This window comes from Candidatus Aquicultor secundus, from assembly GCF_002791875.1.
Classification (GTDB): Bacteria; Actinomycetota; Aquicultoria; order Aquicultorales; family Aquicultoraceae; genus Aquicultor_A; species Aquicultor_A secundus.
On the sequence record NZ_PFNG01000117.1, the window covers coordinates 1 to 6,041 of the forward strand.

Annotated in this window: 5 protein-coding genes; all 5 read left to right on the forward strand. The window is 51.0% G+C overall.

Features of this window, described 5'->3' with window-relative positions; genetic code table 11:
- Window positions 1-156: 156 nt before the first annotated feature.
- The 5 genes from tsaD (at window position 157) to COY37_RS04755 (ending at window position 5,611) form a co-directional block, all read left to right on the forward strand.
- Window positions 157-1,194: a tRNA (adenosine(37)-N6)-threonylcarbamoyltransferase complex transferase subunit TsaD gene (gene tsaD / locus COY37_RS04735; RefSeq protein ID WP_353682960.1), complete on the forward strand. Its 1,038-nt coding sequence runs from the start codon at window positions 157-159 to the stop codon at window positions 1,192-1,194.
- 41 nt (window positions 1,195-1,235) lie between these two features.
- The gene (gene lnt, locus COY37_RS04740; RefSeq protein ID WP_286976445.1) at window positions 1,236-2,879 is read left to right on the forward strand and encodes an apolipoprotein N-acyltransferase; all 1,644 of its coding nucleotides are present in this window, start codon (window positions 1,236-1,238) and stop codon (window positions 2,877-2,879) included.
- A 129-nt stretch (window positions 2,880-3,008) separates the two neighbouring features.
- Window positions 3,009-3,302 carry a co-chaperone GroES gene (groES, locus tag COY37_RS04745; RefSeq protein ID WP_286976448.1) on the forward strand — a complete coding sequence of 98 codons (294 nt, stop codon included), beginning with the start codon at window positions 3,009-3,011 and terminating at the stop codon, window positions 3,300-3,302.
- Window positions 3,303-3,377: 75 nt separating this feature from the next.
- Complete coding sequence (groL, locus tag COY37_RS04750; RefSeq protein ID WP_286976450.1) at window positions 3,378-5,009, forward strand: chaperonin GroEL; 1,632 nt, start codon at window positions 3,378-3,380, stop codon at window positions 5,007-5,009.
- A gap of 383 nt (window positions 5,010-5,392) precedes the next feature.
- Window positions 5,393-5,611 (forward strand): hypothetical protein, encoded by a 219-nt coding sequence (locus COY37_RS04755; protein WP_286976453.1) that lies wholly within the window; start codon window positions 5,393-5,395, stop codon window positions 5,609-5,611.
- The last annotated feature ends 430 nt before the right edge of the window (window positions 5,612-6,041 follow it).

Below are 6,041 nucleotides of genomic sequence, written 5' to 3' on the forward strand. Positions count from 1 at the left end.
ACGCTTCTTAGAAAGGTATATCAAAGCTTAGACGCACTTAAGTGACAGAAGTGCGTGAGTGCCCGCTAGATTCTTCACTTCGTTCAGAATGACATGCAAGGATCCTAAATTCGATTAAGAACGGCTAGACGGGTGAATGGATTGGCATTGAAAGATATAAAAAATATAAAAGATATATATGTTTTAGGGATTGAGAGTTCGTGTGATGAGACCGGGGCGGCGATTGTGAGAAACGGGACCGATGTGGTTGCGAGTGTCGTCGCGTCGCAGATCGAGTTTCATCAAAAATTCGGCGGGGTGGTACCCGAGATCGCATCGCGCAAGCACCTTGAGATGCTCAATCCGGTGCTTGATGATGTGCTCGAAAAGGCGCAGTTAACATATGAGGATTTAGATGCGGTGGCCGTTACCATCGGCCCCGGGCTTGTCGGAGCGTTGCTTATGGGACTGGGGGCCGCCAAGGTTATATCCTACGTCAAAGGCTTGCCGCTTGTCGGGGTGAATCATATCGAAGGGCATATCTACGCCAACCTCATCGACCATCCGGATTTAAAACCGCCGCTTATCTCTCTGGTTGTCTCGGGCGGGCATACCATGCTCGTCTATATGGAGGACTTCGGTATATACGAGCCGCTTGGCCAGACGCTGGATGATGCCGTGGGTGAGGCATACGACAAAGTCGCTTCATTTTTAGGGCTGGGGTACCCCGGCGGTCCGATTATCGATGAGATGGCCAAAAAAGGCGACCCGACAGCGATACAATTCCCGAGGGCGATGCTAAAAAAAGGCGAGTTAAACTTTAGCTTAAGCGGCCTAAAGACGGCGGTGTTAAACTACGTATCACACCTTAACCTCGATGCGCACGAGCTTCCCTTGCATGACCTAACCGCTAGTTTCCAAGCCGCCGTTGTCGATGTGCTGGTCGTTAAGACGATCCGGGCGGCACGGGAAAAGGGAGTTGATAAGATTGTTCTGGCCGGAGGCGTCGCCGCTAACAGCTATCTTAGAGAGCGCATGATTGCAGAGACGAAGCGCGAGGGGCTGCTGCTTTACTATCCGCATATATTCCTTTGCACCGATAACGCCATAATGATTGCGGTTGCCGGTTATTATAGATACCTGGCCGGTGATAGAATAACTCTTGAGGCCAACCCGATTCCGAATTTGAGGCTCGGGCAAAAGATCGAGGCCTAAGTGTTGATAGTAAGCCCACGTGCAAAGGCCGGGTTGAGAATTTGAAACACTTCTCAAAAGACACGCTTATTAACTTTCTTCTGGCAATCGTTTCGGGATCGCTGCTGGCGCTTGCCTTTCCATCCCCATCGATCGGCAGTTTCGCGCTCGTCGGGCTTATTCCGCTGCTCTTCGCGCTGCAGAGAAGCAACGCCAAGGGCGCTGCACTCCTCGGGTTTATCTTTGGCCTATCGTTCTTTCTTACTGTTCTTTACTGGATTCAGGTCTTCGGCTTTATCGCATGGATAGCGCTGGCGAGCATGCTTTCGCTCTGGATGGTTCTTTTTGCGCTCGGCGTCTGGATTGTTATGCGCACATTTAAAGGGACCGCGCAGTTTGTCATCATTCCTGCACTCTGGGCGCTTTGTGAGTTGGGGCGCGCGCTGGGACCGTGGGGTTTTGCGTGGGCGAATCTCGGCTCAACCGCCAATAATCCCTATCTGCTTCAGCTTGTCTCATATATCGGGGAGTACGGCCTCGGGTTTGTTTTTGTTATGGTCAACCTGATCGGCCTCAGGGCTATCGAGGCGGTCATCGCATGGGTTGAAAGCCGTGATCGACAATGGATTGCCGCACGGACAAGGCTTGCTGCTTTAGGCCTTGTAACACTAATCGCATCGGTTTCGATCTGGCCCGCAGCCGGCGCAATTATGGTCGAGGCCACCGGCCCAAATGGGGCAGGGGCGCAAACGCAAACTACTGAATCGCTTAAAGAGCCATCTACGATTAAGGTTGCCATCATTCAGGCAAACGTCCCCCAGAGCCTTAAGGCCGATACCGGAAACGACGACGCGATCAAGGCGCGGTATCTTGCCATGACCAAAGAGGCGCTCAAGTCAAAGCCCGACCTCATCATCTGGCCGGAGAGCGCACTGGTATCATCTATAAGCAACGAGCAGGACTTTTTAGAAGAGGTAAACAAGCTTCTCATCCCGAAAAAGACATCGCTCATCTTTGGTTGTTTTGAAGACGAAGCGGATCTCATCCATAACGATGCTTTTTATTTCGATCGTTTTGGAAGGCGACAGGCATATCGTAAGATTCACCTGGTTCCGTTCGGCGAGTATATCCCCATGCGAAGCCTCGTCGAGCGGATAAACAACCTGGCCACACTTGTTCGTAATATCACCCCGGGAACCGATTGCAAGGTTTTTGAATTTCCCGGACAGATACAGAGAGGGCAAGAAGGCTCTGCGCGCACCGATGCGGCCATACGCAGCATCGGCAGATTTTCGACGGTTATCTGCTTTGAATCATGCGATTCGCCGCTCGTTGGCAAGATGGTAAACGCCGGGGCACAGGCCCTTGTCGTTATTACCAACGACGGCTGGTTCGGCAAAACCGCCGCCCTCGAGCAGCATTTCCGCATAACGCAGATGCGGGCCGCCGAGTACGGCATCCCGGTTATCCAGATGGCAAACACGGGCATCTCCGGCATCATCGACAGTAATGGCCGGATAACCGCTAAGTCGGGTGCTGAACAACAACAGATACTCTCGGGTACCCTCGAATTTTCACCGGGAACGAGCTTTTTTGCAAGATACGGCCGCCTGATGCCGTACCTTTACCTGGCGATCGTACTGGCTGGGGCTTTATACGGGCTTGCGGTTAAGCTGAAAGCAGCCCCAAGTTTATACAAAAACTAATGTTTAACTATGCAGAAAATTGGCAAAAATTTATGATGGCGTGTTGATTTAGCAAAGGCTGTATTGTAATATTGTTTTGGCACTCTACAAGATAGAGTGCTAAAAATACTGTTGGGAGGGTTGTATTTCATGAACCTAAAACCATTGCGTGATCGCGTAGTGATCAAACCGATTGAGGCGGAGGAAACTACGAAAAGCGGGATTGTTATCCCGGATACCGCCAGGAAGGAAAGGCCTCAGGAGGGGGAGGTTGTTGCTGTCGGGGGTGGCAAGCTCGACGACAAAGGCAAGGCAGTGCCAATGGAAGTTAAAGTCGGCGACAAGGTAATCTACTCAAAATACGGCGGCAGCGAGATCAAAATAGAAGATCAGGATTATCTTATTATGAGAGAAGAAGATATTCTGGCTGTTGTTAGCCAATAACATGTTCGTCAAGACTATTTCTGTTTATGCATAGTTTAAAGAATTATTAAGCATTTTGAGGAGGGAAACCAGTATATGCCGAAAATCATTGAATTCAATGAAGAGGCACGGCGTAGACTTGAGGCGGGCGTTAACAAACTCGCCGATACCGTAAAAGTTACGCTAGGTCCAAAAGGAAGAAATGTCGTAATCGACAAGAAGTTCGGTGCGCCGACGATCACCCACGACGGCGTGACCGTAGCAAAAGAGATCGAGCTTGAAGATCCGTATGAGAATATGGGCGCGCAGCTCGCAAAAGAGATCGCGACTCAAACTAACGACGTTGCCGGTGACGGAACAACCACCGCGACAATTCTCGGTCAGGCAATCGTGCGTGAGGGCATGAAGAATGTGGCCGCAGGTTCCAACCCGATGTTCCTGAAAAGAGGTATCGACAAGGCCGTTCAGGCCGCTGTTGACGAGATTAAAAGCATTGCCAAGAGTATTGATACCAAGGAAGAGATCGCATCCGTTGCGACAATTTCCGCCGCCGACCCTGAGATCGGTAACTTAATCGCAGATGCAATGGATAAGGTGGGGAAAGACGGCGTCATTACTGTTGAGGAATCACAGACGATAGGAACCCAACTTGAGGTCGTCGAGGGTCTGCAGTTTGACAAGGGCTATATCTCACCATACATGGTCACAGATACGGAGAGAATGGAAGCCGTTCTAGACGAGCCGCTCATCCTCATCGTCAACATGAAGATTGCCGCAATCGCTGATCTTCTTCCCATTCTTGAGAAAGTAATGCAGGCAGGCAAGCCGCTCTTTATTATCGCCGAGGATGTCGAGGGAGAAGCTCTCGCGACACTTGTCGTCAATAAGATCCGTGGCACGTTCACCGGTATTGCTGTAAAGGCCCCGGGATTTGGCGAGCGCCGCAAGGCAATGCTGCAGGACATCGCAATCGTTACCGGCGGCCAGGTTGTAACCGAGGAGCTTGGCATCAAGCTCGACACAGTAACCGTCGATATGCTCGGTCGCGCAGGCCGTGTTCGCATAACCAAGGACGAGACGGTTATCGTTGACGGCGCGGGCAAGGCCAAGGATATCCAAGGCCGCATCGCACAGATCAAGAAAGAGATCGACATGAGTGACTCCGAGTTTGACCGTGAAAAACTCCAGGAGCGCCTTGCTAAACTATCCGGCGGCGTTGCCGTTATCCGCGTGGGTGCGGCGACCGAGACCGAGATGAAAGAAAAGAAACACCGCATTGAAGACGCACTCTCCGCAACTAAAGCTGCTGTTGAAGAGGGCATAGTCCCCGGCGGCGAGGTAACTCTCATCAATATAATCCCAGCTCTTGCTAATCTCGACAACGTGCTCGAAGGCGACGAGAAAGTCGGCGCTCAGATTATCTCGCGTGCGCTCGAAGCCCCACTTCGCCAGCTTGCGGCAAACGCGGGCTATGAGGGCTCGGTTATCGTCGAGAAGATCAAAGGTATGGACAAAGGCCAGGGTCTTAATGTCGTAACCGGCAAGTTCGGCGACATGATGAAGGATGGTGTTATCGACCCGGCGAAAGTCACGCGCTCGGCGCTCCAGAACGCGGCTTCGATCGCAAGCCTCATTCTTACCACCGAGGCTGCGATTGCCGATAAGCCCGAGGAAGCAGGTGCCGGTGGCGGAATGCCCGGCATGGGCGGTATGGGCGGCATGATGTAGAACCTGCTGCTACCAGGCGTTTAGGCGCCAATGCAGGAAGCAATATAGGGGCGGGGTCTAATGACCCCGCCCTTTTGTAACAACAAAGTCACATATTTACCTAGCTTATTTTCCGCTATCGTTGTATCATTAATACAGTGATAATCGCCCGAGTATCTTCAACGAGGAAGCACTTCTCATGTTGATTTTGAACTCCGCCGGTACGAAGCTCTTGTCGTTTTGCTGAACTAGAACCTACAACACACTTCGGCGATTCTGCCGTGATTTTTACGTCTCGGGATAATTACAACTTTCAAAGGTATTTATCAGGTTCTCAGGGTATCTTTAGCAGCTAAGAATTCTTATCGGTCAATTGATGTGTGATCGAGTGCTAGGAGGCAGTTATGCAAAACGTTAAATGCACCTCAAACGATCATGAATGCCCGGAAAATCTGGATATCTGCTGCCAGTTCTGCCTACGCAATTATTCACCATGTGCCGGAAAATGCTCCGGGTGTTGGGACGAGGCGAAAGAGAACGGATATATAGTTGAGCCGCGCGTCGCCGTGAAGCCGGTCGCAAGGGCAGTAAGGAAACCGGATTTGCCGACCCCGGTTGTATAAGTACCACCGGCACATCTTACGTAGTCCACGGCATTTATCCCACCCAAGGTTGGTGGGATTTTATTGTTGGATGTGAACTTTTCTTGACACAAGCAATCTGCGGGTGTAAGATAATCAAAATTTTACCCATGGAATTGAGCAATAAAATAACTAGTCGACAGCTACATGCGTGGCGACGAGGCCCAGGATGCTTAACCCGATAGGGATAGAAAGCGCTGGGTTTTTTATAAAAGCCGTGGAGTTGCCATTACCAACTAGTGCCAGAACACCATAATTATTGTGTCATTCTGAGCGAAGCGAAGAATCTAGAGAACACTCACACAGACTGCTGTTGCCTGTCATTCTGAGCGAAGCGAAGAATCTAGCGGGCACTCACAAACTTCTGTCACTGAGCTTGTCTAAGCTTAGACCCTCCTGCATATGCAGAAGG